The 24683-nt window shown below is 68.9% G+C and carries 22 protein-coding genes and 2 pseudogenes; 10 read left to right on the forward strand and 14 right to left on the reverse strand.

Annotated elements, in window-relative coordinates; translation table 11 throughout:
• Positions 1-89: 89 nt before the first annotated feature.
• The 5 genes from O1Q96_RS22965 to O1Q96_RS22985 form a co-directional block, all read right to left on the reverse strand.
• Positions 90-326, reverse strand: a complete 237-nt coding sequence (locus O1Q96_RS22965; protein ID WP_269250000.1) for a hypothetical protein — start codon at positions 324-326, stop codon at positions 90-92.
• Between the two features lie 42 nt (positions 327-368).
• Positions 369-914 (reverse strand): GNAT family N-acetyltransferase, encoded by a 546-nt coding sequence (locus tag O1Q96_RS22970; protein WP_269250001.1) that lies wholly within the window; start codon positions 912-914, stop codon positions 369-371.
• 92 nt (positions 915-1006) lie between these two features.
• The gene (locus tag O1Q96_RS22975) at positions 1007-1579 is read right to left on the reverse strand and encodes a transcriptional regulator (RefSeq protein ID WP_269250002.1); all 573 of its coding nucleotides are present in this window, start codon (positions 1577-1579) and stop codon (positions 1007-1009) included.
• Between the two features lie 115 nt (positions 1580-1694).
• Entirely contained in the window at positions 1695-1868 is a 174-nt protein-coding gene (locus O1Q96_RS22980) for a hypothetical protein (RefSeq protein ID WP_269250003.1), read from the reverse strand.
• Between the two features lie 139 nt (positions 1869-2007).
• On the reverse strand, positions 2008-2496 hold the full coding sequence (locus tag O1Q96_RS22985; protein ID WP_269250004.1) for a MarR family winged helix-turn-helix transcriptional regulator: 489 nt from the start codon (positions 2494-2496) through the stop codon (positions 2008-2010).
• Positions 2497-2569: 73 nt separating this feature from the next.
• Here O1Q96_RS22985 and O1Q96_RS22990 point away from each other — a divergent pair, with 73 nt between their 5' ends.
• The 5 genes and pseudogenes from O1Q96_RS22990 (at position 2570) to O1Q96_RS23010 (ending at position 7356) form a co-directional block, all read left to right on the forward strand.
• The gene (locus O1Q96_RS22990; RefSeq protein ID WP_269250005.1) at positions 2570-3439 is read left to right on the forward strand and encodes an alpha/beta fold hydrolase; all 870 of its coding nucleotides are present in this window, start codon (positions 2570-2572) and stop codon (positions 3437-3439) included.
• Between the two features lie 34 nt (positions 3440-3473).
• Positions 3474-4376: an NAD-dependent epimerase/dehydratase family protein gene (locus O1Q96_RS22995; protein ID WP_269250006.1), complete on the forward strand. Its 903-nt coding sequence runs from the start codon at positions 3474-3476 to the stop codon at positions 4374-4376.
• Between the two features lie 608 nt (positions 4377-4984).
• A pseudogene (locus O1Q96_RS23000) lies at positions 4985-5647 on the forward strand (cytochrome P450); the annotation flags it as partial.
• Positions 5601-6221 carry a cytochrome P450 gene (locus O1Q96_RS23005; RefSeq protein ID WP_269253693.1) on the forward strand — a complete coding sequence of 207 codons (621 nt, stop codon included), beginning with the start codon at positions 5601-5603 and terminating at the stop codon, positions 6219-6221. The pseudogene O1Q96_RS23000 and the gene O1Q96_RS23005, both read left to right, overlap by 47 nt.
• A 979-nt stretch (positions 6222-7200) precedes the next feature.
• Positions 7201-7356: a hypothetical protein gene (locus tag O1Q96_RS23010; protein WP_269250007.1), complete on the forward strand. Its 156-nt coding sequence runs from the start codon at positions 7201-7203 to the stop codon at positions 7354-7356.
• Between the two features lie 2 nt (positions 7357-7358).
• Here O1Q96_RS23010 and O1Q96_RS23015 read toward each other — a convergent pair.
• The 3 genes and pseudogenes from O1Q96_RS23015 to O1Q96_RS23025 form a co-directional block, all read right to left on the reverse strand.
• Positions 7359-7622, reverse strand: a pseudogene (locus O1Q96_RS23015) (transposase); the annotation flags it as partial.
• Positions 7623-8182: 560 nt separating this feature from the next.
• A complete protein-coding gene (locus O1Q96_RS23020) occupies positions 8183-8791 on the reverse strand; it encodes a hypothetical protein (protein ID WP_269250008.1) in 609 nt (202 codons plus the stop codon).
• 416 nt (positions 8792-9207) lie between these two features.
• Positions 9208-10143 carry an AraC family transcriptional regulator gene (locus O1Q96_RS23025; RefSeq protein ID WP_269250009.1) on the reverse strand — a complete coding sequence of 312 codons (936 nt, stop codon included), beginning with the start codon at positions 10141-10143 and terminating at the stop codon, positions 9208-9210.
• A 90-nt stretch (positions 10144-10233) separates the two neighbouring features.
• Here O1Q96_RS23025 and O1Q96_RS23030 point away from each other — a divergent pair, with 90 nt between their 5' ends.
• The 3 genes from O1Q96_RS23030 to istB all read left to right on the forward strand — a co-directional run bounded on the left by O1Q96_RS23030 (position 10234) and on the right by istB (position 15501).
• Positions 10234-11163 carry an NADP-dependent oxidoreductase gene (locus tag O1Q96_RS23030; RefSeq protein ID WP_269250010.1) on the forward strand — a complete coding sequence of 310 codons (930 nt, stop codon included), beginning with the start codon at positions 10234-10236 and terminating at the stop codon, positions 11161-11163.
• A gap of 1969 nt (positions 11164-13132) precedes the next feature.
• The gene (gene istA, locus O1Q96_RS23035; RefSeq protein ID WP_269246480.1) at positions 13133-14728 is read left to right on the forward strand and encodes an IS21 family transposase; all 1596 of its coding nucleotides are present in this window, start codon (positions 13133-13135) and stop codon (positions 14726-14728) included.
• The gene (istB, locus tag O1Q96_RS23040) at positions 14728-15501 is read left to right on the forward strand and encodes an IS21-like element helper ATPase IstB (RefSeq protein ID WP_269246479.1); all 774 of its coding nucleotides are present in this window, start codon (positions 14728-14730) and stop codon (positions 15499-15501) included. Before istA ends, istB begins: the two co-directional genes overlap by 1 nt.
• Before the next feature lie 264 nt (positions 15502-15765).
• Here istB and O1Q96_RS23045 read toward each other — a convergent pair whose 3' ends face one another.
• The 4 genes from O1Q96_RS23045 to O1Q96_RS23060 form a co-directional block, all read right to left on the reverse strand.
• Complete coding sequence (locus O1Q96_RS23045) at positions 15766-15993, reverse strand: STAS domain-containing protein (RefSeq protein ID WP_331276057.1); 228 nt, start codon at positions 15991-15993, stop codon at positions 15766-15768.
• 191 nt (positions 15994-16184) lie between these two features.
• Positions 16185-16622, reverse strand: coding sequence for an acyl-CoA thioesterase (locus tag O1Q96_RS23050; RefSeq protein WP_269250011.1), 438 nt, complete (start codon positions 16620-16622; stop codon positions 16185-16187).
• A gap of 315 nt (positions 16623-16937) precedes the next feature.
• Positions 16938-18134 carry a macrolide family glycosyltransferase gene (locus O1Q96_RS23055; RefSeq protein WP_269250012.1) on the reverse strand — a complete coding sequence of 399 codons (1197 nt, stop codon included), beginning with the start codon at positions 18132-18134 and terminating at the stop codon, positions 16938-16940.
• A gap of 144 nt (positions 18135-18278) precedes the next feature.
• A complete protein-coding gene (locus O1Q96_RS23060) occupies positions 18279-19883 on the reverse strand; it encodes a CocE/NonD family hydrolase (protein ID WP_269250013.1) in 1605 nt (534 codons plus the stop codon).
• 445 nt (positions 19884-20328) lie between these two features.
• Here O1Q96_RS23060 and O1Q96_RS23065 point away from each other — a divergent pair, with 445 nt between their 5' ends.
• On the forward strand, positions 20329-20682 hold the full coding sequence (locus O1Q96_RS23065) for a DinB/UmuC family translesion DNA polymerase (protein ID WP_331276058.1): 354 nt from the start codon (positions 20329-20331) through the stop codon (positions 20680-20682).
• 31 nt (positions 20683-20713) lie between these two features.
• A complete protein-coding gene (locus tag O1Q96_RS23070; protein WP_269250014.1) occupies positions 20714-21163 on the forward strand; it encodes a DUF6292 family protein in 450 nt (149 codons plus the stop codon).
• Positions 21164-21436: 273 nt separating this feature from the next.
• Here the strand turns inward: O1Q96_RS23070 and O1Q96_RS23075 are convergent, their stop codons facing one another.
• Both O1Q96_RS23075 and O1Q96_RS23080 read right to left on the reverse strand, forming a co-directional pair.
• A complete protein-coding gene (locus tag O1Q96_RS23075; protein ID WP_269250015.1) occupies positions 21437-23512 on the reverse strand; it encodes an NACHT domain-containing protein in 2076 nt (691 codons plus the stop codon).
• 226 nt (positions 23513-23738) lie between these two features.
• Positions 23739-24632 (reverse strand): replication-relaxation family protein, encoded by an 894-nt coding sequence (locus tag O1Q96_RS23080; protein WP_269250016.1) that lies wholly within the window; start codon positions 24630-24632, stop codon positions 23739-23741.
• Between the last annotated feature and the right edge of the window lie 51 nt (positions 24633-24683).

Here is a 24683-nt window from a genome sequence, read left to right on the forward strand (position 1 = left end):
AGGACCGACGTCGACTTTCCTTCCGGAGGCACCGGGGCAGGAGACGCAGCGGGAGGGGAAGCTTTCGGAACCGCATCGAGTGTCCGTGACTACACGTCAGCAGGGGCGTCTCGGTCAATGGTGCCGAGCGGCCCACCGCCGGAGACCTGCTCGCTCGCCGAGGCCATGGGGGGACTGAGCCAGGTCACGCCGGCCTGCTCGACCACCTCGGTGGACAGGACCAGTTGCCCCTTGGACCAAGCCGGCGGCCGCCCCGGCTTCTTGCCCACCGGCATTGACGGCTCCAGTCTGGCCCACTGCTCGTCCGTCAAGTCCCCGCGCCCCACGAGCGGATCATCGCAGATCTTGATCCACTTCTGAACCGGGGCTCAGCAGAGCTCGCCCTCCAGCAGCCCCATCGTGAACATGTCGTACCACTTGCCGTCACGGCGGAAGACCTGCCGAAGACGGCCCTCCTCCACGAAGCCGACCTTTTCGTAGACCCTGCGCGCGGCGTCGTTCTCGGTGACCACGGTCAGCGTTATCTTGTGGAGGCGCATGTCCTCGAAGCCGTAGCGGCAGATCGTCCGCACCGCATCGGTGGCGTATCCGCGGCCCCAGTATGCCTTCTCGCCCAGGTAGATATCGAGTTTCGCGATGCCCTTCTCCGGGTCCGCGTCGTGCAGCATGACCAGGCCGATGAGCTGGCCGTCGGTCAGTGCCTCAATGCCAAGGAGCAAGTCGCCATAGGTGTTGCGGGGACGCTCCTCCAGCCACGTGCGGACGCGCTCCACCGGCTGGGCATACGTGTCGTCCATCCACCGCATGACCTCGGGGTCGTGGTTCCAGCGCCACAGTGCGTCGGCGTCTGCGGGGCCCATCGCCCGCAGTTTCACCAGTTCTCCGAGCGCCATGTTCACCGACCCCTTGTGCATCTCGTGATCATCTTACGAATCACGAAGTGGTACCACGGCCGGGATCGCACGCTCAATCGGTTTCGGCGGTGACGAAGCGCCCGTCGATGGGCTCAGGCGGCGAATCCGATGGTGGTGACGTACTCGTACTGTCCCCACTGGGAGCCGAGGTCGACGACCTGGTCGATCCACGCGTTATCCAGCTCTTGGCCGTCGCCGGCTGCCCATGCGTCGACGATGCGGTCCCAGTTGCGGACGTTCATGGTGCGGAACTCGACGGCGCGCTGACGCGGCCGGTCGACCCGGGACTGGTTGACCGGGTGGATCTCCACCCGGGTGCCGCGGCCCTCTTTGTTGAGGCGGGCGGTCAGATAGCGGGCCACGTTCACGCGCCGCACCGTGCGGTACGCCTGCTCGATGCGTGCGAGGTTTGTGCGGGAGGGTGTGCGGGTGCCGGCCTGCCAGGCGCGCAGGGTGCGGTCGGTGACGGTCAGTCCGGCCGCGCGGGCAGCTTCGCGGGCGTGGGCGGTGCGGGTGAGGTAGTGCAGGCGGGCCTGGAGGCCTCGCCGGGCCGTGATGGGGGTGGTGATGTAGCCGGCGAGGGCGTCCAGTTGCCGGGCGACGGCTTCGTGGCCTCTGATGCCGTGGGCGCCGTACTTGCCGAACTCGATGTTCCGCTCAGGCATGGTCTCTTCCGAATCCAGGGTGCTGGATCACTGTACGGGGCTGTGAGCGCCGATCTCCCGTCCCGGTGGGGGAATTTCGACGCCGGGGCATGGTGATCGGTGTGAGGAGGCGTCTTCAGGGGGCTGTGTGGTGGTGTCCGGGTGGGTGCCGGTGGTGTGTGTGTTCGAGCTGGCCGAGCGGCAGGTGGGTCTTGAGCGCGGACAGGTAGGCGCCGTTGATGTCGAGGGCGGTCACTTCGTGCCGGCCGTTGGGCAGTTCGGGGCGCGTCCATTCCGGGCGGGCCTTCACCGCCTCCACCCCCGCTGCCGGCGCCCTGCGCCCGCTGCGCGACCCCGACGCGCCCGACCTGGCCGAGGACGACGACGGACGAGCGGCAGGAACGCGCGTGAGAAGACGCCATCGTGCGATCCGCAGGTGTCTCGCGCGGTCAGGGGGTGGGATCGGAAGGGCGTTGCCGCTGCTGGGTGTCGGCGAGGCGGGCCAGTGTTTCGGCGATGCCCGGCAGGAGGTCGGCCGGGATGTGGTCGAGAACCCGGCGCCGGGCGCTGGCGAGGTGGGCGGGTTGAGCCGTTCGCATGGCGTGCAGGCCGGTGTCGGTGAGGACGGCTTCGCTGCCGCGGGCGTCCTGGCTGTGGCGTTCCTTGCGCACCATGTCGTGGCGGGACAGGCCGTCGATGATCCTCGTGATGCGTGAGGGGGTCAGGCCGGAGGCGGTCGCGAGGGCGGACATGCGCATGCGGTGGTCGGGTGCCTCGCTCAGCAGCAGCAGGACGGCGAACTCGGTCATGGTCACGCCGGTGCGGCCCATGTCCTCCTCCAGCAGGCGCGGCAGGGAGTGCACCAGACGCCCCAGGCTCTGCCACAGCAGCAGTTCGTCGGCGTTCAGCTGATCGTCTTCGGGCGGGATGGAGTCCATGCGGACCACTGTATTTGACTGGGCAAGCAACTAGTGTGATTGTTGCTGAAGCAAGCAAATTAAGGGGGGCTGCATGACTTCCCAAGCACCTGCACCGGACGGTTTCCAGCACGCTGTCGCCGACGTCAACGGTGTCGGCATCCACTACGTCGCCGGCGGGTCCGGGCCCGTGGTCGTCCTCATTCACGGCTGGCCGTTCAGCTGGATCGAGTGGCGGGCTCTGATGCCGCTGCTCGCGGCCCGGGGCTTCACGGTCATCGCCCCCGACCTGCGCGGTTCCGGCGACTCCCGGATACCGGACGGCCACTGGACCAAGCGGGAGGAGGCCGAAGACCTCCATCACCTGCTCAGGCACCTGGGCCACGACCGCGCGTACGTGGTCGGTACCGATGTCGGCACGGTGACCGCTCACGCCTGGGCCCAGCATCATCCCGACGACGTGGAGCGGCTGGTGCTCAGCGAGGCGTTCCTTCCCGGCTACGGCCTGGAGGAGCACATGAACCCCGCCACCGGGGGCTCCTGGCACTTCGGCTTCCACGCCCAGAGCGAGCTGGCCGCCATGCTCACCGCGGGCAAGGAGGAGCAGTATCTGTCCGGCTTCTGGACGGTGATGACCCGCGGCGGCATCACCGAGGCGGACCGCGCCGACCTGCTGCGCGCCTACACGCGTCCCGACGCGATGCGCGGCGGGTTCGAGCACTACGCCACCCTCGTCCAGGACGGCCGGGCCGCCCGCGCGGACGGCCGTCTGATGATGCCCGTCCTCGTCCTGAACGGCGAGCACGGCCTGCCCCAGAGCGTCCTGCTGGAGGGCGCGCACGCCGCCGCTGACGACGTCCGCGCGGACACCGTCCCCGACGCCGCTCACACCTTCGCCGCCGACAACCCGGCGTGGACGGCCGACCGGCTGACCCGCTTCTTCACCACCGCCCCCGCCGCCTGAGACGCGGCGCCGCCCAGCACACGGAGCACCTCTCATGCAGATCCTCGTCATCGGCGCCACCGGCTACGCCGGCCGCCGCGTCTCCACCGCCCTGACCCGCGCCGGGCACACCGTCCTGGGCCTGGCCCGCGACACCACCGCCCCCGCGGCCCGGGACCTCACGGTCAACGAGGTCACCCCCGTCGAGGGGGACTTCTCCAAGCCCGAGACCTGGCGCGAACACCTTGAAGGCACCGACGCCGTCGTCCATCTCCTCATGGACATGAGCGACCCCGTCGGCGGCGACCAGCGCCTGTTCGCCGAACTGCTCGCCGCACAGGAGCGCGACGGCCGCCGCCGGCACCTGGTGTTCACCACCGGCATCTCCAGCTACGGCCGCACCGGCCTGTCCCTCATGGACGAGAACACCCCCGGCAACCCCGAGAGCCCCATCGGTTTCCGCTTCGGCCTGGAAAAGGAACTGGCCGCCTCCGGCCTCGCCCACACCGTGGTCCGCCCCGGGTTCATGTACGGCGGGCCGGCGAGCACCTCCATGACCGGTCAGTGGTTCGCCGCCGCCGAAGCGGGCAGCCCGGTCTTCTACGGTGACGCCGCCAAGCGGTGGAGCTGGGTCCACGTCGACGACCTCGCCGACGCCTACGTCCGCATCCTCGACAACCCCGCCGCCGTCGACGGGGAGACCTTCGTCATCGCCGACGACCAGCGGCTGACCGCCCTGGACATGCAGCATGCAGCCGTACGGGCTGCCGGCTACACCGGCGAGATCACCCAGGTGAGCGCCGAGGCCGGGGGCATGATGCAGATGGCCGCCGACCAGGACGAACTCGTCACCAGCGCCAAGGCCCACCGCCTGCTCGGCTGGACCCCCCGGCACACCTCCTTCACCGACAGCCCCGCTCTCCACTACCGTGCATGGAGGACCGCCCAGTCCGCCTAGACCGGCGCCTGACGCCGCACCGGGCCGGCGGCTTCGGTCACCCGCGAAGCCACAACAAGACAGCCGTCACCCCTCCACGCCCCCAGTGCACGCGCCACGCCGCCCTGCCGCCAAATCCGCCATCGGGTCACCACATCGGCCGGACGGACTGCTACGCCGGCGCCGACACCCTGCCGCTGACCTGGACAACCGATCTGCTGCTGGAACCGGGCGGCCGTGGCGATCGAGACCGGAGCCCACGTCTCGTGGCCGCCGGCATCGAACCTCATCCCGCTCTCGGCCAGGGCGGTCGTCCTGGCCCGGCGTGCGCGTTGGTCGAAGCCGATCGCGCCCGGCCCGGCACGGCCGAGCACCTGGCTTCCCTGCCTGGCCGTCCTGCTGCCGATACCTCGTCGCGTGGCGCGCAGGACATCAGGGGGCGAGATTGACCGGGTGCCGTTGACGGGAAGGCATTCAGGCGCTGCTCATCGAGAAGGGACAACTGTGCCTGTAGAGCCTCCCCCCATACCCCGGGCGGCGGGATAACTCCCGCTGTTCGGCCACTTCATTCGGCTCTTCCCTGGCCCCTCCCCTTCATCGCCTCGCTCCGTCAGCGCTACGGCCCCCTGGTGGAGATCACACTCCAGCCAGGCACCCCCACACTGGTCGTCCAGGACCCCGCCCTGATCCGCGCGATGCTCACCACCCCGATCGCGGACACCCTCGACAAGGGTTCGTTCTTCGACGAGATGCGCGTACTCCTGGGCACCTCCGTGGTCACCGTCGCCGGAGACGTGCACAGCGCCAAGCGTCGCCAGATGCAACCCGCTTTCGCGCGCCCCAAGCTGGGCCGGTACGTCGACATCATGCGCACCGAGACGGAAGCCGCACTCGACAGCTGGACCCCGGGTCAGCGCATCGACGTCCGCGAGAGCATGGTCCAGCTGTCGCTGACCATGCTCACCAAAACGGTGTTCTCCGACAGCCTCGACGCCGCCGCCTTCCGGCAACTACGCCAGAACCTGGCCGCGGTGATGGACAGCGTCGGGCTGCGGATCATGATGCCAGGCTGGGCCAAGCATCTGCCGCTCCCGCTCAACCGCCGCTTCGACAGGGCCCGGACCGCCATCTGGAGCACTGTCTCCGAGGCTGTCGCGGGCCTGCGCTCCACCAGCCACGACACCGGCGACATGCTCTCCGTGATGCTCACCGTGCAGGACGAGAAAACCGGCCGCCCGCTGACGGATGAGCAGATCTGTTCCGAGGTGCTCACGCTCGCGTTGGCCGGCACCGAGAACACAGGCTCGGTACTGGCCTGGGTGCTCTACGAGCTGGCTCGGCATCCCGACATCGAAACCGAGGTGCTGGATAGAGCTGGAGCAGGTGCTGGGCGACCGGCCGGTGACCTTCGCGGACATCGGCCGGCTGCCGACCCTGGACCGGGTGATCAAGGAGGTACTGCGGCTGCATGTCACGGGCTGGATCCTGACCCGCCGCACCCTCACGGAGACCAAGCTCGGGCCGTGGACGCTGCCGGCCGGTACGAACCTGGCCTACTGCCAGCACGCCCTGCACCGCGACCCGGACCTCTATCCCTCGCCGCTGCGGTTCGACCCCGACCGCTGGCCGGACGGAGCTCAGGAACTCCCGCCAGGAGCTCTTCTGCCGTGGGGTGCGGGCAAACACCGGTGCATCGGTGACCGGTTCGCAACCACCGAGCTGATCACCGCCCTGGCCACGATTCTGCGGACGGTGCGCTTCACGCTGGCCCCCGGCCAGACGGTGCGCCCGGTGGCACGGGCCACTGTGCGCCCCGGAAAGATGCTGATGACCGTGCAGGAGCGCAGATCGGCTGCCGTGCATTAGAACGAGCGGGCTGACCAGATGGGCGATGGCGTGAACCACCAGTTCTCGCCGTCGGTGGGTGAGCGGAAAGGGCGCCTTCAGTACCTCCGCATACGAACAGTGCGACGACGAGGTAGTGGAGGGCCTTTTCCGTTCCTCGGCAGGGACGCGGCGGAGCCAACGCAGAGCGTGTCGGGTGAGGGCGGTCCGCCGACAGGCTCTGACCACGACCGTCACCGCTGCCCGGGATCGACTCGCAACGAGCCTGGAACGGGGCTGTGTTGACCACCGCATCGAATTGTCGCGCGTCGCGGCTGGTCGTGGAGCGGATGTGCGGGGCGCTTCGATCCCTGGACCGCCACAGGCGCTGGGTGGGGATTCAGCTCACCTTGAACCTCGGCGAGGCTGAACCTCGCTAATTGCGTCGAGAGGAATCACCCCCCCCAGCCGACGTCTCCACAGCGGGTCGCCGGACCCTGTGACGGGATTCCCGGTCGACCTCCCACGTGCGCAGCACCCGCCGCGCTTTCGAGTATCGGCAGGCACGCACTGAGTACGGAGCCAGCTGCGCCGATCCCCGCGATCCGACGCGGTATCCCGCCCGGATCAGCACGGACACCCAGAGCCTGAGACTTGGCCTGGCTGAGGCCGCCACACACGCCTTCGGCGGCGCCAGCAGCGCCCAGCGAGGGGACCAGCGAGCTGCCGTACCCGGCTGACCGTGCGGAGCGGGCGCTGTTCGACGACTCGATGCAGGCGCCAACCTGGTGCTGCGCTGCCACCCTGACCCCAACACCGCACGCACGTCAGCAGATCCGAGAAACAGCGCCTAACAATTTTTCGAGGATGTGCGTGGATACCGTGTCGCCGGGCACAAGGGCTATCGCACCGAGGTCCTGGTGCAATTCGGAGCCGGGACCTACCGGTCGAGGGGAATTTAGGCCGTTGTGAAGCTCATACGCACACGCGTCTGAGTCGGACCTGACGACAGGAACTTGAAATGATCATTCTTGGCCTTATTCTGCTGATCATCGGCTTGCTTGTCGGCATAGGGCTGCTGACAACGATCGGCGGCATCCTCATTCTGGTGGGCGCCATCCTGTGGATCCTGGGTGCGACCGGCCGCGCGGTCGGTGGACGCAAGCACTTCTTCTGAGGTCAGGGCGCCTCACCAAAACGCTGCGACGAGTGACTGTCCTTGGCTTCCTCCTCGTTGGAGAGCCAACGTCGTGAGGAACTGAGGATCGCGCGTTTGAGCTGCCGGTTGCCGCCTCTGGGTGCGTGTTCGCCGTGGCTCGATGCCTCGGATGACTTCGCGGTCGGGGCGAGGCTGGCGTAGGAGGCCAGGCGGGCGGGGATGGTGAAGCCGGTGCCGTCGCGGACGGTGGACGGCGACATCCCCGCTGCCTCCACTGCCCTGCCGGCTGGAGCCACGCACCCGCCCGCTCGGTGCGCCGCACCACCACCCGGCCGGCTGCGGAGACAGCAGCCGTTGCCATCCCCACCGCTGGTACGGAACCTCCGGCCGCGCCTGCCGCACCGGCCGGGGTGGGTTCGGTGAGCTCCTGGTCGACGGAGGTGGCGATGGCGTTGCCCAGCAGCGGCCGTAACCGGGCCACCGTCCAGACGGACGCCGTTCTGCATGCGCCCGAAGCCGGGGTGCCGGTGCCGCTGTTCGAGTGGACAACTGCACGGAGTCCACGGACGTTCCGGTGGCGAAGTCGACCGCTACCGCCGCTTCTTCCGCCAGAAGACCAAAGACCACCAGGGCCGTGAACTCCCGGTGTGGCGCACCCTGTTCCCGCCGACCTTCCGGAGGAGTATCCGCCGGTGGCCGTGGTGTTCAACCCGGGTATCCGTACTGGTGAGCAGGCGTTGAAGAACCGTATGAACCGCGTCCTGGATCTCACCCGGGAGTTCCGGTCCGGCAGCTGGGAGCGCATGGGCGGCCTGTCGGGGGATCCGGACGACGGGTACCGCGACTACAGCGACGCCATCCCGCTGCTGTTTTCACGACCCTGCCCCGCCTGCAAGACGACAGGCCGCTCGGGGCGGTGTGGCGGCTGTGCGGCCACCGCCAGTGGCAGACCTTCACCGACGCCCTCGCCAACCCCGACGACATCGAGATGTGGTGGCGCCGCGACGACGAACGCCGCCGGGAGCATGATGCCCGGTTGGAAGCCGAACGACTTCAGTCGCGGGAAGAACTCGAACGGATACGGGCAGCCTGGCAGGAGGAAGACGAACGGGAACACGATTCCCCGCAGGGCCCGGACCCGGATGCACAGCCGTGCCAGCGGTACGGTGGACCGCTCTCCGGCGCGTGGGGCGAGGGCGACGACCTCCTTGCCGCGCCAGACGCTCTTCGGCAAGCGCCAGCGAAACCCGTAGGGCCGGGACCGGAGACGGGGTTCTGCGCTGCACGGGCCGGCAGGGGTCGCCCCAGGGAAGAAGTCGGCGTCCGTGGCGCCGGTCCCGGCACCCCTTGCGCCGGCCACCTGTCCCTGCCGGGCCGCACCATCCGCCTGGCCGAGCCGGTACGCGTACGCCTGGCCGTCTATCTCACCCACCGGTGCCAGCGCCGGCCGCACACCGCCAACCCTCACTTCTTCGTCACCAGCCGCACCGCCCTGTCCACCACACCCGTCAGCCGGCCCTGGCTCTACCGCCACTACCCCGCCTCCAGCCACCTCCTGCGCGACGACCGCATCATCGACGAGGCCCAGGCAAACGGAGACACCCGCATCATCTGCGAACTGTTCGGCCTCACCTACCACGCCGCCACCCGCTACACCCGCCCCTACCGGGATGCGGCCACGCCGCAGCCACCTGCCACGCCACCCCGGCCGATGCCGACAGAGCACGGGGGAGAAGAGGCATTTCCTCTTGGTGCGGCAGCCGCCTTTCACTGCCGTCCGAGCAGAACGTGGAGGAGGGCTACTGTCGGCGTACACCTGCATGTCCCCAGGCACGTACAGCTGAACGTGCCCGGGTTGCCGTACCGGATTCAGTTCCTCCGTCGGTACGTTCCGGGTGCCGTTCCGTGCGTTCGTTTGAACGCGTTGGCGAAGGCGAACTCGGATGTGTAGCCCACTTGGGTGGCGATGGATCTCAAGGGTGCGTCTGATGTCCGCAGCAGGTGCGCCGCCGTGGTCATCCGCCACCAGGTCAGGTAGCTGAGGGGTGGTTGACCGATGAGCAGGGCGAAGCGCCTGGCGAACGGAGCCCGGGAGAGCCCGGCTTCTGCCGCGAGTTTCGCCACGGTCCACGGCGAAGCCGGGTCTCGGTGGATGGCGTGGAGGGCGGCGGTGACCGGGCGGTCGTTGAGTGCGGCAGCCCATCCGGTGGTGTTGCCCAGGGAGGACTGTCCGTTGAACCAGATGCGCAGGATGTAGAGCAGCAGCACGTCCAGCAGCGCGGGGACGGCTGCGTCCGTGCCCAGACGCGCGTTCTCCACCTCTGCGGCCAGTAGCTCGACGGCCGCACTCAACTCCGGATGGCGGCCTGCTTGTGCCGGGAGGTGGATCAGATCCGGGAGGGTCAGCAACAGCGGGTGGGTGCGGGACAGGTCGAGTTGGTAGGCCCCGCAGAGCACTACGGTGACCGGGCCGTCCTCTCCGCTCCAGTCGACGCTGTCGGAGACGTAGGTGCCGGACAGTTGGTGGTCGGCGGGACCGCAGGCAGGGGCCGTCACCGGGGTTCTGGGGCTGTCCGCCAGGGTGTGGCCGCTGCCGTGGGGAAGGAACACCACGTCGCCCGCGCCCAGTTGGACGGGCTCCGTCTCCGAAGGCAGCAGCCAGCAGGAACCCTGCAGGACCACCTGGAAGCCCGCCGACCCTGGGACGGAGGCGAACTCCTGTCTCCACGGGGCATGCCACCGCACGTGCGCCGAGCGGGAGCGGCCAGTGCGCGTCACCGCGACCACGTCGCTGAGTACATCCATACGGTGAGCGTACGCGTGCGAGACGTTCGCGTATGAACTGGGCGCTCTGGCGCATGGATCGTCTCTTGCGTGCGGTCGTAGATTCGCGGCATGACGATGATGAAGACCGCGCGTATCCATGAATTCGGCGATGCGTCCGTGATCCGCTACGACACCGTTCCGCGCCCTCGACCCGCCTTCGGAGAAGTACTCGTCCGTGTCGCCGCGACCTCGTTCAATCCCACCGAGGCCGCGTTGCGCGCCGGGATGCTGCAGGCGTTCCTTCCCGTGGACCTGCCGTACACGCTCGGCTGGGACGTCGCCGGCACCGTGGCCGAGATCGGCCCGGGGGCGCAGGGATTCGCCGTCGGCGACCGGGTCATGGGGTGGCTCGACAGCGGAGGGGCCGCGGAATACGTACGGGCGCCCGTCGCCGTGCTGGTCGCGGTGCCGGACGCTGTCCCTCTCGCGAACGCTGCGGCTCTTCCCCTGGCCGGCCTGACGGCATGGCAGGCGGTCTTCGAGCATGGCAAGGTGGCCGCTGGTCAGCGGGTGCTGGTCAACGGTGCGGGCGGTGGCATCGGCGGCTTCGTGACGCAGCTTGCGAAGTATGCCGGAGCCGAGGTGATCGCTACGGCCGGTGCTCGAAGCACCGAGGTGGTCCGGAGGCAGGGCGCGGACCGAGTGATCGACTACACCGCAGGGCCGGTGGGCGCGTCGCTCGACGGCCCTGTGGACACTCTGCTCAATCTGGTCCCGCTGAGCCCACCGGACGCCGCGGCTCTGGCGCCTCTGGTCCGGCCGGGCGGGCGTATTGTCTCGATCGCGACCCCGGTCAAGTCACCTGCCGATGCCGGGGTCACTGCGATGCACATCGTCGCCCGAAACGATGTAGCGCATCTGGCGGCGCTGGTGGAACTCGTCGAGGCGGGTGCGGTCGCCATCGACGTCAGCGAGTCGCGCCCGCTGACCGACCTCGCAGACGTCCACCGCCTCAGTGAGGCCGGCCGGACCCGAGGCAAGGTCATCATCATCCCTTGAGCCTGGGCGGCCGAACGTGCTCTTCAGCTCCCACGCACCCCTCCGGTAGGCACGTTCCCGTCGGTAGGCACGTTCCCGTGTACCTGGTTGAGCATGTTGGCGGGTACGCCGACAGCTACGACTGCGATGCCGACCAGCAGGGCGGTCCCGAAGACGGGGATCGTGCCGTGCACCTGTGGCCGCGGCTACACCGGCATCGTCCTCGACACGGAAGAGGTACTCATGTGGTCCTCGGGGAACTCCGGCCCATCCACGGCCTGTCCCCGCACGACGACACCTCAGGCGGCTGCCGAAGCGTCCCACCGGGTCCCCTGCTGAACGACCGCCGCTGACCATCCCCTCGCAGGGCCCGCGGCTCAGCAGGTGACCTGATCCCTGGCCGTGAAGTGGGCTGGGCCGGATGACGCACCGTGTGATCAGGTGCAGTCACTTCCGTCGGTCACCGTTCCCAACGAGGAGAAAGGCCCGCCAGCGAGCGCATGCTGACGGGCCTTGATACACCATCAAGCTAGCGGTAAGTGCCTTTTACGTCTGGCCGGGCGGCATGCCACAGCAGGCGACAGTTTCGGTCTGGTCGGCGCCGGCGAGCGGTGTCACTGCGAGCACTGCCGCGAGTGCTACGAGCAAGCCGAGTACGGCTTTGCGCACGGTCTTCTCCTTGTCGTGAGGGGAAAACTGATCCAGCGCTTCTGCTGTCGATGGCCCTTTACGGGTGGCCGGGCATGCCGCCGCAGCAGGCGATGGTCTGGGTCTGGTCGGCGCTGGCGAGCGGTACTGCTGCGAGTACAGCCGTGAGTGCTAGGAACAAGCCGAGTACGGTTTTGCGCATTGCCTGTCCTCCGGTGTTTGACGGAATCCTGTGCGGTGTGGAGCGGTCACCGATTCATTCACGCGCAGTGGCGGCCTGGTTGCACAGGGGTTGTGGGAACCCGCTACTTCGGTATGGGGCCGCAGCAGGCGACGGTTGCGGTGTGGTCGGCGCTGGTGAGCGGTGCTGCCGCGAGCACTGCCGCCAGGGCTACGAACAAGCCGAGCAGGGCTTTGCGCATGTCGTTTCCTCCTGCGTTTGCCGGGAATCCGGTGCCGCTTGAGCGGTCACTGGTTCATACGCGCGAGGTAGCGGCCTGGTTGCACAGGAGTTGTGTCTCTTGCGTGAGGCATGTCAGCCAGCGGCTGGTGGGCCGCCCGCGGAAACGCCTCCACCCCCCGCCCCCCAACGGGCCACCCCCACCACCGTGCCGGCACGACGCGGCCCGTCCTGCTGCTCATCGTCCATCGGGACACCGACCAGCCGGCCGTGTTCGCCGGCCCGACATCCCCCTCTGCACATCCCCACGCCCCCGCCAGACAAGAAGAAGGAAAGGGAAGGGCGGGGACGGGTGGGCGTGCCTCGGGGGATCGGGGCGCCGTCCTCTTGTTGCGCGTCGGCGGGGCCTCCGCGCTGCGCACCGGGCAAGGCCGGCGCGGGAAGGGGGGCGGACGGCGGGCCGAGGCGCGCAGCACGCGCCTGCTGACGCACCATTGCTGCTCAACCCGCCGGGACTCCTGGACCCAGCCTTGCTGCCGCACTGGCCCTACGCCGAGGCCGTCGACCATGCGTTCACCGACCGCGGCATTCCGCCGGGCACCGTCCGCGTGGAACGCACCGGTTGTGCCTACAACGAGCTCATGTATCTGGTGCTGGCCTGGGATGTGTCCCGCTGCGCCGGCCCGGGCGGCCTCCGGCTCACCTGGCGAGAAGACACCGGCTGGTCCCACACCCTGCTCCGGGTGTCGACGATCGCGATTTTCCCCATGTTGGGTGGTTTGAGCACTTCGTTATTCCCCATACCGAATTCTCCTAATTGGCCATGGGTACGGCGGAGTTCGGGATCGAGGGACCGGGGCATCGCGGAGGTGCTCGGGGCGGCTCTCGGCCTGTGGTTCGCAAGGCCGATGGGCAGCCCGGATGGCGAGGAGAACGTTCGTCGTGGTCGATGTCACCGAGATCTACGTCCACTGGTACGCAGGCCGCTCGAAGCGTGAGCTGGCCGCGTCGCTGGGGGTGGACCGCAAGACGATCCGCAAGTACCTGACGCCGGCGGAGGCGGCCGGGATCACTCCGGGCGGGCCGCCGATGGGCGAGGCCGACTGGGCCAAGCTGATCAAGGAGTGGTTCCCTGAGCTGACCAACTCCCGTCTGCGGCAGATCACTTGGGCGGAGATCGATCGGCACCGCGACTACATCGAGGGCCTGCTGGGTGAGGTGACGGTCACCACGATCCATCAACGGCTGCGGGACGAGCACAAGCTTCAGGTGTCGATCTCCGCGTTCCGCCGCTGGGTGCACGCCACGCTGCCCGACGACGTGAAAAGGTCGCAGGTCACCGTCCTGCGCGAGGACATCGAGCCGGGCGAGGAGGCCCAGATCGACTACGGCTTCCTGGGTCAGTGGATCAACCCGCGCACCGGCAAACGGCACCGGATCTGGGCCTTCGTGATGGTCCTGCCGTGCTCGCGGCACATGTTCGTCCGCCCCGTCCTCAACCTCCACCAGCACTCCTGGACCGAAGCTCACGTCGCGGCCTTCCGCTACTTCGGCGGCGTCCCGCGCCGGCTCGTACCGGACAACCTGAAGACCGGCGTCGACAAGCCCGATCTCTACGACCCGAAAATCAACAAGGCGTATGCCGAACTCGCCACCCACTACGGGGCGTTGGTGGACCCGGCTCGCGCCCTGAAGCCGAAGGACAAGCCCAGGGTGGAGCGGCCCATGCCCTACATCCGGGACTCGTTCTGGCGCGGGCGGGAGTTCATCTCGATCGAGCACATGCAGGCCGAGGCCGTCACCTGGGCCCAGAACGTCGCAGGCCAGCGGCCATGCCGGCCGCTGGGCGGGGCCACCCCGATGGCGGTCTTCGGGGCCCTGGAGGCGGAGACGCTGCTGCCGCTGCCGCCCACCCCGTTCGTGCTGGCCCGCTGGTCGACCGCGACGGTCGGCCCGGACATCCACATCAAGGTCGGCCGCACCCTCTACTCGGTGCCCTGGAAACTGATCGGCCGAAGGGTCGATGTCCGCTCCACCGCCACGATGGTCCAGGTCTTCCTCGACGGTGAACTGGTCAAGACTCACGCGGCACTTGAGCAGGGCAAACGCACCGACAGAAGCGACTACCCGCCGGAGAAGATCGCCTTCCAGATGAAGACACCGATCTGGTGCCGCACCCAGGCGTCCGAGCTCGGCGACGCCTGCCGCGAGGTCGTCGACCAGCTGCTGGAGGTCAACGCGCTCTACCGGCTCCGCGCCGCCCAGGGAGTTCTCGGACTGCGCAAGAAGTACGGCGACACGCGGCTGGAGGCCGCCTGCGCGAGAGCGATCACGGTCGGCGACCCGTCCTACCGCACCATCAAGGGCATCCTGATCGCCGGCACCGAGACCGATCCCGAGCCCGAGACCAGCGGCGATGCGGGAGCCGCGGCTTTCCTCCACGGACCGAAGCGGCTGTTCGCCTCCGCGACACCCCCCGACACGGCGGACGGGCTCCGCGACGACCAGGTCCACGGCGAAGCTGAGGGAAGCATCTGATGAGCGTGATGGACACCGCCCTGCGCGAGTCGCTGAAGTCGCTGCGGCTCTCGGGAATGCTGGAAACCCTTGATGCCCGCCTCGCCCAGGCCCACGGCGGCGAGCTCGGCCACCTCGACTTCCTCCAGGTCCTCTGCCAGGACGAGATCACCCGCCGCGAGACCGTCGCCTTCCAACGGCGCCTGCACCGGGCGAAGTTCGAGCAGCAGGTCACCCTCGAGGAGTTCGACTTCACCGCCTCCTCGAAGCTGCCCGCGGCCCAGATCCGCGACCTCGGCGCCCTGCGCTGGCTGCACGCGGGCGAGTCGGTCATTTTGTTCGGTCCCGTCGGGGTCGGCAAGACGCACGTCGCCCAGGCCCTCGGGCACCTCGCGGTCCGCCAGGGCGCCCACGTCCGCTTCGCCAAGACCAGCCGGATCCTCGCCGAACTGGCCGGCGGCCACGCGGACCGCACCTGGGACAAACGCCTGCGCGAGTTGGTACGTCCCGACGTGCTCATCCTCGACGACTTCGCCATGCGCCAGCTCGGCGCGGCCCAGGCCGACGACCTCTACGAACTCGTCTCCGAGCGGCAGGGCCGGTCCCTGATCATCACGAGCAACCGGGCGCCCAGCGACTGGTATCCGCTCTTCCCCAACCCCGTCGTCGCCGAGTCCCTCCTGGACCGGCTCATCAACACCAGCCACCAAGTCATCATGAACGGCCCCAGCTACCGGCCGAACAAGCGCCCCAAAAACCCCACCGACAAGCCCGGCAAGGCCCCGGTCAAGTGACCCCGATCAGGCGAGGGGTGGGGGAATTACGCAAACTTTTGGCGGGGGAATATCGCGAACGTCCACACCGGGCTGGGGATGGGGCGGCGCTCCCGCGGCCCGCTCACCGCCCTGCACCGCGTGTACGCGACACCCGAGGCTGTCACCGACGTGGCCGATGCGCTGGTGTCGGCGCCTCCGCGGCTACAAGACGCAATGGCATGGCGAGTGGGAGCGTGCGCAGGAGGTGCGCACCGCGATCGACGTCTTTCGGCGACCGCTCGGCTAACCGGCGGTCAGGGCCTGTTCGATGGTGGGGCGGCAGGGGATGACCTTGTCGAGGCCGACGATCTGCAGGACCCCCAGGACGGCTTCCTGGGCACTGGCGATGCGCAGCCATCCCTGAGCGCTGCTCGCGGCCTGGTAGGCGATGAGGAAGGTGTTGATGCCGCTGGAGTCGATGAAGGCACGCCGTTGAGGTTTGCCACCGTCCGCGGTGGCAGTGTCGCGCACAGCGCTGTTGCCATGCAGCGGCCATCGAGGCCGCCGCTCGCGTCGGGCCCAGACAGAACGCGCGGCCAGGGAAAACCGCGGGGTCAGGGAGAGCGGGACGGCTGCCGCCGTCCCGCAGATGGCGGCACTACCCAATCCACCGCTGAACCCGATGCCTCCGTCCTCCCCTGAGAGACGACGGGCAGGTCTCCTCAGGTCCGGGACTGCGCGAGAACCTTGCCTGCGGATTGGCCGCTTGATGTCAGGTAGCGGGAGTAGTGGGCGCGTTCTTCCGGGCTGATGGCGGCGCGGTTGCCGGTGGCGTCGAAACGGATGACGCGCGATCGGACGGTGGCGTGCGTGCCGTGTTCGGAAGTGATCTGGGTGAGGAGTGTCAGGCTGGCCCGGCCGACCCTTTCGGCTTGCAGGGACAGTCCGACGTCGGCTGTCGTCCAGGGCAGCGGCGATGTGAAGCTGGCCTGAATGTCTGCGACACCCCAGTAGCTCTGGATGCCGTGTTCTTGCTGAAGCTTCCGCGCCAATTCGACGGCGGTGTCCTCGGCGTACCGGATCATCGACAGGTTGTGCACATTGCCGTAGATGTCGGCGTCGCTCATCCTGATGCGCCGACGGGTCTTGAAGGATTCCATTGGTGTCCTGCTCCGAGAAGGTCCTGCAGAGGGATCGAGATGGTTGTGAATGTCATTGACCATGACGGCTCTGGTGCGTAGCCGCACAGGAAGCTGGGGGAGAGCCCCAACGAGGTTGCGCGGACGACGGCACGCTCTCGGCTGCCGCTTGACTCCGGTTCGGTACACGAGACCGTCTGGGTCGACGGGCATCGTCCGGAGGGCTGGATGCCTTCTGGGACGTGCCCTCGGGCAGCTCGTGATCGTAAGACGGCTTGCTGGCTGCCTCAAGGCCGCTGGGTGCGGCCCAGCGGCGCAGATGTGGCGGCGATCAGGTCAGTGGGTAGTCGTGGGTGTATCGGCCAGGGTCTTCTCTACGACGTCTGCCGCGGCTGCCGCGCCGCCGGCCGCGCTGATGTCCCGGCGCAGCCTCGCCACCGCGGCGGCTACCTGCCGGTCGTCGATGACCGCCTGGACCGCGGCGCGCAGCGTCTCGGGCGTTGCCTGTTCCCGGGGGAGATGGCGTCCCGCGCCCAGCTCCTCGACCTGGCTGGCGTTGACCCTCTGCTCGGCCATCTGCGGTACCACGACGACGGGTACCCCAAGAGAAAAGGCTTCCATGAGGCTGCCCATGCCGCCGTGTGTGACGAACACCGACGCGGCGGCCAGCACATCGAGTTGCGGCACACACGCGTGCACCTCGAACCCGTCTCCCACCAAGCCGAGCCCGGTGGCGGCCACGTCGGAACCCACACTCATCACCACGTGCCACCCCAGTCCATCGAATGCCTCGATGCACGACCGGTAGAACTCCGGGTGCCGGTTGAACTGAGAGCCCAGCGAAATGTACAGCACCGGCTTGTCGTTCTCCGGCTTCTGCCAGCGGCCCTGGAAGGACCGGTCGCAGATCGCCGGGCCCACCCAGTGCGCCTCGCCCGCCTTCACTGTCTCCGGACGCCGCTGGAAGGAGCGTGGGAAGAACGCAATCGTTTTCGGCGGCGCCAGCGTCAGCGCGTGGACTCCTCCCGGCACACCGAATTCCTCCAGCGCTTCTGCGAGTTCGGGGAAGCCGGGGATCTGGGCGATGTCGTCCAGCCCGTAGAAATCCTGTACCACCCCATCGTAGGGAATGTGCGTCGGAGCCAGCTGGACGGCGGGCACCCCCCAGCGAGCTGCGAGCAGCGGGCCCGCCCAGGCGTACACATCCGAGAGGACCACATCCGGCACGTCGGCACCGAACGCGGTTTCCAGCTGTGGCAGCGCGGCCACGTTGACGATGACTGCCCCGGTCACCCCCACGACCATGTCCTCGGGCGCCTCCCCTGCATCGGGTGCCTCGTAAAGAACAGGGGTCGCTCCCACCGCCCGTACGTCGTCGGCGAACTGCGCGGTCACTGCGTAACTCACCCGGTGACCGCGTCTCACCAGTTCGCGCACGACGGCCAGCGTCGGAATGACATGCCCTGGCATAGCCACGTTGAACACTGCTACATGGCGTACTTGCTCCGCATCGCCCAACGGAACACTCAGCATGACAACTCCAGACTTCACGGCGCGGCAAAGCCGCCGCCCAAGATCGAGACCGTGCCCTCTCTAACGCGGCGGCCGCCGCCAGGACACCCCCGCCCCGGTGTGATCACCCTTTTGTGATCACGAGCCCTGGGCGGACCGCCGACTTCATACGGAACGGACGGGAACGCTCAGGCGGGTGTCGGCCCCGGAGAACGTGAGAGTTGAGCCGATCGGGCCGCCGCCCGTGTAGCGGTGGTCGCTGCCGTCGAAGACGAGCGCCAGGCGGTGCCCGCGGGGGACGTTCCACGCCGCGGCGGGCAGCGGCACCTCGGCTGCGAAACGGGTGCCGGGTGTCGCGCCCGTGAAGCTGTACGGGGTATGGCTGATCAGCCGCGCCACACCCAGCGGGTCCACGTCGTAGAGGTGGGCCACGAATGTGCCCCGAGACGTCGTGGATGTCAGGCGGGTGCGCACGACGGGCGAGCCCCGCAACCCCCACGGGACCTCCAGCGGTTCGCTGCGCCACACGGCCGCGAGCGGTGCGGCGAGCAGGGGAAGCGCGGTGGTGGGCGCCAGACCGACCGAGTCGGCCAGGCCGGCGACGGGGAAGAGTCCTGAGTCGGCGGGTGAATCCAGGCCGGCGAGCAGGCGCACGCTGGCCTCCCCTGAGGTCCCCTCTGCCCGCAACGGCACCTGCGAGGGGGACCGCTCCAGGCGCGACCAGCTCGGATAGGTCTCCACCCGATCGTTGTTGCGGGGCCGCACCATCAACGGCGCGAGGAGGTCCACGCCGTTGGGGCGGCCGAGGAGGAACCGGTCGAGCCAGCGCCGGGCATGTTCGCGGATGGCAGCCTTCGGTTGCAGCAGTGCGGCTTCGCGTGAACTGGAATCCCCATGACCGCCCGGGTTCATCCACAGCTGTCTGGGGCCGGTCAACTGGTCCAGAAACCGGCCTGTCTGACCAGCCGGCACCAGAGGGTCGCTCCACTCTCCGGCCATGAACACCGGCGTGCGGCGCGCATTGAGCTGCGCGGCGAAGGTACGGGGCGACCGCTCTTTCGCCCAGGCCCGCACAGCTTCGGTGTCTTGGTTGCTCGTCAACCGTGCGAATGCCTGGCGCGTCTGAGGGCTCATCCGGCCGTTGAGCGACCCCAGCACGGCCTGGTAGGTCGCGATCGTCCCCGTATGCGTGCCGTTGCGCACGAACGAATCGAACAGGTCGGTCCAAGGGCACAGAGCCGCAACAGCCACCACGCGCGGGTCATGGGCCGCCGCGTTCAAAGTCACCGCCGCCCCGTACGAGGAGGAGTACAGCCCTACACGCCGCCCGTCCGCAGGCGTATGACCGAGCGCCCAAGTGATCATCTCCGAGACATCCGCGACGTCCGACGGCCCGGCCATGTCGATTTCCCCGCCCGAACGCCGCAACCCTCGAGGATCGTAGGAAACGACCACATAACCTGCTTCCGCCAGCTCCTTCTTCTCGTCGAATAGCACGTCCTGCGGCATGGTCCACCACGCACCCGGCATGACAATTAGCGGATGGGGCCCGGCCCCCGCCGGGGTGTAGACAGTGGCGGCGATACGCGTGCCGTCACGCATCACGACCGACTGGCTCGACGCAGAAGCCGGGTCCCGCGAAGCATCGCCTGCCGCTTCCCCGCCGGCGGACTCCGCCACTGACGCAAAGCTCCCCTGACCCGCCAGTACCGAAGCCAACAACGCCACGGAGACCGTGCCCCGCCACACCGTTTTCCGCACACCGCTCATGGAGCCACCACGGTGGTGACCACCCTTCTTGTCCGACGGAGGAGCGGCTTTCTGCGTAAGACCACGCGCGAGACGTCTCCCAAGGCCAACACGACCAAGCCCTCCCCTCCAACGACGCCGCCCCAGGTCTGTCACGCCCGGGACGGGTGACGGGCGCGCCGGTCGTGTCCCGCTTCATGGTGTAAGCGACCTTGCTCGGCGCGTTCCGGTAAGCCGCGCGTCGGCCACCCCATGGGACACGGCTGCCGGCCCGCTAAGCGGCTGACCTGCCGTCAGCGCCATCCGCGGTCCCGAGCCGCGCCGATGCGGCGATGACCTGCGGATTCCGGCGCCTTGATCCGCTACACCACCTGGCGGGACACCACCGGCGCGCCTCGGGGGATCAAAGCGGCACGCTTACCCGTTGCGCGTCGGCGGGGCCTCTACGCCGGGCAAGGAGCTCGGAGTGCGGCTGCGCGGCCGCGGCCAGGTCGCGCGCGGCTTGACGCTGGTCCTGCGGTTCGTGGGCGGGACGTCGTGGGAGAAGACGCGTCGTCTGCCGGAGGCCTCCGCGCACGATGACGACCTGCGCACGATGGCCTACCGGCTGATCGACGCCGCTGGTCTCCAGTGTGGCCGCCTGACCGGACTCGCCCTGCGCGGCGACGACCTCACTGACGCCGACCAGGTCGCTGAGCAGATCAGCCTCGACCAGGCCCGTGAGGACCGGCTGGTCGCGGAAGCGGTCAGTGACCGCATCCGCAAGAAGTTCGGGCCCGATGTGATCGGCCCGGCCGCCGCGCTGCTGCGCGCCTCCTGACCTGTCGACCTGATCCGTTGTGGAGGCGCGAGTGCTGCTCAACCCGCCAGGGCTCCTGCGCCCCGGCCTGCTGCCGCACTGGCCCTACGCCCAGGATGTCGACCAGGCCCTCACCGACCGCGCCATCCCGCCAGGCACCGTCCGCGTGGAACGCACCGGCCGGGCCTACGGCGAGCTCATGTACCTGGTGCTGGCCTGGGACGTGTCCCGCTGCGCCGGCCCGGGCGGCCTGCGGCTCACCTGGAGGGAAGACACCGGCTGGTCCCACACCCTGCTCCGCACCGGCGGCGAGGCGGCGATTCCGCGCGGTCCGCTCACGGTCTTGCACCGCGTGTACGCGGCACCCGAAGCCGTGGCGGATGTGGCTGATGCGCTGGTGTCCCGGCGCTTTCGCGGCTACGAGACGGAATGGCACGGTGAGTGGGAGCGTGCGCACGAGGTGCGCACCGCGATCGACGCCTTCCGGGAGCCGGTCGGCTGACCGGCGTCGCCCGCCGCGTTGCGCGCGGGAAGGCTTTTGGGCTGAGGTGGTGGGCCCGTGCCGGTTCCGTCAACGCGGCACGGACCCGGGCCCGAACTTTATACAGCCCATGGCGCGGCGGCCACGCCCGACAACCCTTTCTCTCCTCTTTGCCTGTACCTGCTTGTGGGGGATGGATTGTCTTGGGAGGCGGCAGGGTGGGCACGTCGTGATCAGAGGGCTGGTGCGGCGTGTGTGGGCTGCGGACCGGGCGCGTCAGGGTGCTCTGACCTGTTAGGGGCTGGTTGGGGGGTGGGGGTGTTGGCGGAGCCAGTGTTGGAGTTCGCGGTGGCGGTATTGGTAGGCGGGTCCGCTGTAGCGCATGAGTCCTGCGGTGACGGCCCAGTCCAGGAACAGGCCGAGCCGGAACGGTAGATGGTGGCGTGAGCAGAGCAGGAAAACCGCATACCGTCGTGAAACGGGTGCACCGACCGCCAGCCCGGTCGCAAGTGCGATCGTGAGCGGGATCGCGAGCCCGAAGGTGAGCCCGAACGCGATTCCGGTCGCGAGCCCGAAGGCGAGCCCAAAGGCGAGCCCGAAGGCGATTCCGGTCGCTAGCCCGATCATGAGCCCTGCCAAGGAGTCGTCCCTGATGACGTCCCGAGCTTCGAGAAGCGCACCCGGCTGCCGCATGAATCCGGCCATCAGCCCCATCGCGGGCCCGATTGTGAGCCCGAACGCGATCCCGGCCCCGAGCCCGGTCGTGGGTTCGTACTCGAGCCCGAACACGATCCCGCCCATGAGCCCGAACCCGAGCCCGGTCCCGAGCCCGGATACGAGATTGCTGCGCCTTTCAACGGTAGTGAACGGGTTATGCAGCCTCCTGGGGGTGGTGCCCGACTTGGTGGCAACCGCTCCGCTCAGGGCGGCCATTAGCAGGACCATGATCCACACCGGTACTTGGGATGCAATTACCCAAGCTGGGACGAAGGTGGTGAGAACGAGGAGCGTGGTGAGGAGGGCGTCGGTCGCACGGACGCGCGTGCGTCCGGCGAGGGGCCACAGTTCGTGCAGGACAAGGTCAGTGGCTTCGGCGCCTGCGGGGGCTGTGGGGTGGAGGGTGCCTGTGGGGTCGAGGTGGGTGGTGAGGTGGTGGAGCCAGCGGTGGACGTCTTCGGCGGTGTAGCCGCGGGGGTTGGGGGCGGTGCGGGTGGCGGCGGGGATGAAGCGGGCCAGGAGGTGCCGGTCCAGCGTGTTGGCGTCCGGGAGGGCGAGGAGTTCGGCGGGGTTGCCGTCGTCGTGGTAGACGGTGGCGGTCAGACAGAGCCGCCAGGGGGTGGACAGCCCGGCCACGAGAACGCCACCAGGTTGGGCGGCCAGGTGGTCGAGCAGAGGCTCCCAGCGGGCGGTGTCGAGGGCGCGGTCGGCCAAGTAGGTCCATGCGTCGTCGGTGGCGACGGGGTCGACGGCGATGCGGGCGGCGTCCAGGACGGTGATCTCGGGGGCGAGGGCGTCGTAGTGGCGGGTGCGGCAGGTCAGGATGAGGGGACCGGCGTCCCGGCCTTGCTGGTGAATGTTGAGGGCGTGGATGACAGCGGTCGCACGGGGTGCGGCGGGATCGGGGGAGCCGTCGGCACGCGGGGGGTCCATCTCGTCCAAGCCGTCCAGGACCGGCAGCACTAAGTGGTGGCGGACCAGAAGGGCGACCAGGTCCGCGGGCCAGTCGTACGCCTCGACCAGCCGCTGACGCAGAAGATCGGGCAGGGACTGGCGTTCGGTGTCCCACCGGGATAGTGGGATACGCACCGGGACCGGATCGTCCTCGGCGCGACCGTCGATGAGGGCCAGCAGGAGTTCCAGGGCCAGCACGGTCTTGCCGGCCCCCGGCGCGCCGGTGACGACGAGCCGTGCGGGGCGGGTGGCGCGGTAGTAGGTGACGATGTCGGGCACGGTCGCCGGGCCTGAACCCGGGCCGCCAGCCGCCAGGCGTCCGGCCGGTGGGGCCAGCGCCGGACGGACCGCGGCCGGGTGCAGGAGATAGGTGAGGTTGATACGGCGGATGTCGTCGCCCAGCAACTGCCGCCACACCGCACCCTCCCCCTCCTCGACCAGGCCGGCCAGGGTCGCGGCCAGCACGCGGGCGCGTTCCGCGTCGTTGCCCTCCACTGGTTTACGCAGTGCCCTGATCGCGGCCGCGAGTCCGGCCGCGGCCAGCAAGAGGCCCAGTACGCCCGCGGTGTCGGACGGTTCAAGACCACCATGGGAAATCTGCCAGACCGCGTAGACCGCGCACGCAAGGACCACCACCGCGCACAGAGTGTCGGTCAGTTGCCAGTTGCGCCGCCGGCGACGTCCCCCGAGTCCGACCATCCCCCGATCATGTCCACCTCCCCTCTCCGCCGGAGCCGAATTCTCCTACTCGTGACGAACTACGGCGGGACCGGTGACGGTGACGGCTCCCCGAGCTCCTCCTCAAGCTCCCTATTCCGGGCCCGCTGCCGTTGGACCTGGACTCAGGACAGCTCCAAGCGCAGGGCCGTGACCTGCATGGTCTGGTCTGTGGTCGGGGGTGAAGAAGACGTGGTCGGGGCCGTGGTCAGGTATCCCGGGAGTGCATCCAGCTCACGTGCCGGCTCAGGTCCTGCACCGGCCGCCACACGGGCGCTGCAGGCCCGTCGCGCAGCAGGTCGGCCATCGCCGCGACCAGGACCGGAACCGCGCGCAGAAAGCCCGCCACACCCGTATCCCGGGCCGCTGCGCGCAGGGCCTGGGCACGGTTTTGGATGCCTGTCGGGCCGGTGTTGTCCAGGATGAACAGCAGCCGCGGGAACACCGGATAGCGTCGCCGCCAGGGCTCCTCCGGCGGTTCCATGAACGGTTGCCGGGGCCGTGCGACCGGTACGGGCACGTAACTGTGCAGCCGGGCGTAAGCGCCGATCTTCGCGGCCAGGCGCTCAGGCCCCATAGTCGCCCGGTCGACCTCGACGAACGCCCGCAGCATCGACCACTCCTCACCCTGGCCTTGGCGGTAGTAGAGCAACGCATCCGGGATCACCGCCTCCCCGCTGCCGAGGGGGTGGTAGACCTCGGGAATCCAGTCCAAGGGTCGGCACACTTCGCCGCGGCGCCGGGCGTCCTGTACGAACGCCAGCCCGACCTCCGTCACGGTCAGCCCGTGTCCCGTCTTCAGCCGCACGGCTGTCCTGTCTGACGCCAGGCGTGGTGCCTGCCAGTCGCGCAGTTCGGGCAACTGCGCGGCCACCTGCGCTCCGTACTCGGTGACGAACCAGACGCGCGTCCGGCCGGCCTGCGCAAGCGTGACCCGGTCCACCAGACCTTCCAGACGCAGTTTGGCCAGGCGGCGGCGTGTCTGCTCGATCCGCACCCCGGGCGCGATCAGCAGATGCAGCTGCTCCGTTGTCGCCATCCGGTACTGCGCCAGCACCGCCAATGCCAGCCGGTCCCCACCACCCGCATCCACGTTCACCATCGCCGTACCTCCGCTGTCGGCCCACAGCAGCACCCCCCTTCTGCCGGGTGC

The organism is Streptomyces aurantiacus, assembly GCF_027107535.1.
Taxonomy (GTDB): domain Bacteria; phylum Actinomycetota; class Actinomycetes; order Streptomycetales; family Streptomycetaceae; genus Streptomyces.

What these genes read in the sequence shown, in the direction of transcription:
- istB (WP_269246479.1), top strand. Translation starts at nt 14,728, where the DNA reads ATGAGCGTGATGGACACCGCCCTGCGCGAGTCGCTGAAGTCGCTGCGG.
- O1Q96_RS23060 (WP_269250013.1), bottom strand. Translation starts at nt 19,883, where the DNA reads ATGAGCGGTGTGCGGAAAACGGTGTGGCGGGGCACGGTCTCCGTGGCG.
- O1Q96_RS22970 (WP_269250001.1), bottom strand. Translation starts at nt 914, where the DNA reads ATGCACAAGGGGTCGGTGAACATGGCGCTCGGAGAACTGGTGAAACTG.
- O1Q96_RS23050 (WP_269250011.1), bottom strand. Translation starts at nt 16,622, where the DNA reads ATGGAATCCTTCAAGACCCGTCGGCGCATCAGGATGAGCGACGCCGAC.
- O1Q96_RS22990 (WP_269250005.1), top strand. Translation starts at nt 2,570, where the DNA reads ATGACTTCCCAAGCACCTGCACCGGACGGTTTCCAGCACGCTGTCGCC.
- O1Q96_RS22975 (WP_269250002.1), bottom strand. Translation starts at nt 1,579, where the DNA reads ATGCCTGAGCGGAACATCGAGTTCGGCAAGTACGGCGCCCACGGCATC.
- O1Q96_RS23025 (WP_269250009.1), bottom strand. Translation starts at nt 10,143, where the DNA reads ATGGATGTACTCAGCGACGTGGTCGCGGTGACGCGCACTGGCCGCTCC.
- O1Q96_RS23030 (WP_269250010.1), top strand. Translation starts at nt 10,234, where the DNA reads ATGACGATGATGAAGACCGCGCGTATCCATGAATTCGGCGATGCGTCC.
- O1Q96_RS23055 (WP_269250012.1), bottom strand. Translation starts at nt 18,134, where the DNA reads ATGCTGAGTGTTCCGTTGGGCGATGCGGAGCAAGTACGCCATGTAGCA.
- O1Q96_RS22985 (WP_269250004.1), bottom strand. Translation starts at nt 2,496, where the DNA reads ATGGACTCCATCCCGCCCGAAGACGATCAGCTGAACGCCGACGAACTG.
- O1Q96_RS23080 (WP_269250016.1), bottom strand. Translation starts at nt 24,632, where the DNA reads ATGGTGAACGTGGATGCGGGTGGTGGGGACCGGCTGGCATTGGCGGTG.
- O1Q96_RS22995 (WP_269250006.1), top strand. Translation starts at nt 3,474, where the DNA reads ATGCAGATCCTCGTCATCGGCGCCACCGGCTACGCCGGCCGCCGCGTC.
- O1Q96_RS23005 (WP_269253693.1), top strand. Translation starts at nt 5,601, where the DNA reads ATGAGCAGATCTGTTCCGAGGTGCTCACGCTCGCGTTGGCCGGCACCG.
- O1Q96_RS23075 (WP_269250015.1), bottom strand. Translation starts at nt 23,512, where the DNA reads ATGGTCGGACTCGGGGGACGTCGCCGGCGGCGCAACTGGCAACTGACC.
- O1Q96_RS23010 (WP_269250007.1), top strand. Translation starts at nt 7,201, where the DNA reads ATGATCATTCTTGGCCTTATTCTGCTGATCATCGGCTTGCTTGTCGGC.